The organism is Streptomyces sp. NPDC007162 (assembly GCF_040634175.1).
Taxonomy (GTDB): domain Bacteria; phylum Actinomycetota; class Actinomycetes; order Streptomycetales; family Streptomycetaceae; genus Streptomyces.
The window spans coordinates 1-2,100 of record NZ_JBEYFC010000901.1 but is presented as its reverse complement, the minus strand read 5'-3'; the positions used below and the strand labels follow the sequence as shown (position 1 = coordinate 2,100).

Annotated in this window: 1 protein-coding gene and 2 pseudogenes; all 3 read left to right on the top strand. The window is 67.6% G+C overall.

Annotation, left to right across the window (positions count from 1 at the left end; genetic code table 11):
* Positions 1 to 421 (top strand): annotated as a pseudogene (locus ABZ646_RS45590) (transcriptional regulator); the annotation flags it as partial.
* A gap of 316 nt (positions 422 to 737) precedes the next feature.
* Complete coding sequence (locus ABZ646_RS45585) at positions 738 to 1,382, top strand: (2Fe-2S)-binding protein (RefSeq protein WP_360533404.1); 645 nt, start codon at positions 738 to 740, stop codon at positions 1,380 to 1,382.
* Positions 1,383 to 1,394: 12 nt separating this feature from the next.
* A pseudogene (locus ABZ646_RS45580) lies at positions 1,395 to 2,015 on the top strand (FAD binding domain-containing protein); the annotation flags it as partial.
* Between the last annotated feature and the right edge of the window lie 85 nt (positions 2,016 to 2,100).

Below are 2,100 nucleotides of genomic sequence, written 5' to 3'. Positions count from 1 at the left end.
ACCTTCGAGGAAGCGGAACTTCGTACGGCTCCTCTTCACGGATCCCGATATGAGAACGCTGTACGTGGCGTGGGAGTCCGTAGCCCATGCCTGTGTCAGGCAGTTGCGGACGGAGGGCGCCAAGTGCCCCGGAGACGCACGTCTGGCAGAACTCGTGGGTGAACTGTCCGTGGTGGACGAGCAGTTCCGCCGATGGTGGGGCGCTCCGCGAGCCACACCCGTACCCGTGGGAACCAGGACCTTGCGTCACCCTCTCGTCGGGGAACTCGTCCTCAACTGGGAAAGCTTCACGTGCACCGCCGACCCCGAGCAGAGCCTGGTGATCTGGGCACCAGAAGCGGGTACGCCTTCACGCGACAGCCTGCAGCTGCTTTCCTCATGGATCACACAGCCGCCCGGGTCACTGACAAGCGCCCCCTGACGGCCTGTCTCGCCTACCTGCGGGCGGCAGACGAGCAATGACCAGTAAAGCAACATGTAAAGCGCTCGCAAAGATCCGCGCCCCGGATTAGGGGCCGGATATGCCCGAACTTGGCCGGGGAGAGAAACATCCAGGGAGGAAATCCTCCCTCCCAGTGATGGGGCCGACGGTGCAAGACTTCCCCGTGTGACGGACCGCGGGCTGCTCGGCAGATCCGCATTTTTCTGCCTGCCTGGTGAGGCTGACGTCACGGGTGTCACGCGTCTTCGCCACGTGCAGGCCAGGTGCCCCATCCACCGAAGCTGAAAGCGTACGTATGTCTTCGACAGAGTTCACCGAGTCAGCAGTACCGCCTCCTGGGGACTCCCCCACTCCGCCGACGCGACGGACATTCATCGCGACGACCACCGCGGTCGGTGGCGCTGTCGTCGCCGGTGGCCTCATCGCCGGATCGCCCCTCCTCGACCCGGTCGAGGCGGCCGCCTCGGAGGCCGCCCCCTCGACTCGCGTCTCCCTGACGGTCAACGGCACCCGTCAGACCGTGACCGTCGACAACCGCACCTCGCTGCTGGACCTGCTGCGCGAGCATTTCGGCCTGACCGGTTCCAAGAAGGGCTGCAATGCCGGGGCTTGCGGCGCGTGTACGGTCCTGGTCGACGGACGGCGGGTCAACTCCTGTCTGACGCTCGCCGTACGCCTGGAGGGCGCGGAGGTCACGACCATCGAGGGCCTGGCCGACGGCGATGAACTGCATCCGCTGCAACAGGCGTTCATCGACCAGGACGCCTTCCAGTGTGGCTACTGCACGCCCGGGCAGATCCTGTCCGGCATCGGCTGCATCAAGGAGGGCCACACGCACTCGCCGGAGGAGATCCGCGAGTGGATGAGCGGCAACATCTGCCGCTGCGGCTGCTACGTGAAGATCGTGCGGGCGGTCGAGCAGACCGCCGGCCGGAAGTAAGGAGCCGCTGGCATGTATCCCTTCTCCTTCACGAAGGCCGCCAACGCCCGTGCGGCCCTCACCGCGGGCCGACACGGCGGCCGCTACATCGCCGGCGGCACCACCCTCGTCGACCTGATGCGGGAAACCGTCGAGCGTCCCGAGACCCTGGTCGACATCAGCGCCCTGCCGATGCGCGACGTCAGGGTCACCGAGGGCGGCGGCTTGCGCATCGGTGCCCTGGTGACCATGGCCGAGGCCGCCGCCCACCCCAAGGTGCGCTCGCTGTACCCCGTCATCTCCCAGTCGCTGGAACTGAGCGCTTCCGCCCAGCTGCGGAACATGGCCACCATCGGCGGCAACATCATGCAGCGCACCCGCTGCACCTACTTCCGCGACATCACCGCCGACTGCAACAAGCGCGAGCCCGGCTCGGGTTGTGCCGCACTCCACGGCCACAACCGCACGCACGCCATCCTCGCCACCTCCGACTCCTGCGTGGCCACCCATCCCTCCGACGTCGCCGTGGCCTTCGCCGCGCTGGAGGCGACCGTCCACCTGCTGGGCCCCGACGGGGAACGCCGAGTCCCCTTCGCGGACTTCCTCCTCAGGCCCGGCGACACCCCGAACCGCGAACACGCCCTCCGGCAGGGCAGCAGGTGGTGGACGGCTGTGCCGTACGCGGAACCGAGCATCGCCCCGATGAAAAGGCTGGGTGCGAAGACGCCGCCGGAGCCGC

What these genes read in the sequence shown, in the direction of transcription:
- ABZ646_RS45585 (WP_360533404.1), top strand. Translation starts at nt 738, where the DNA reads ATGTCTTCGACAGAGTTCACCGAGTCAGCAGTACCGCCTCCTGGGGAC.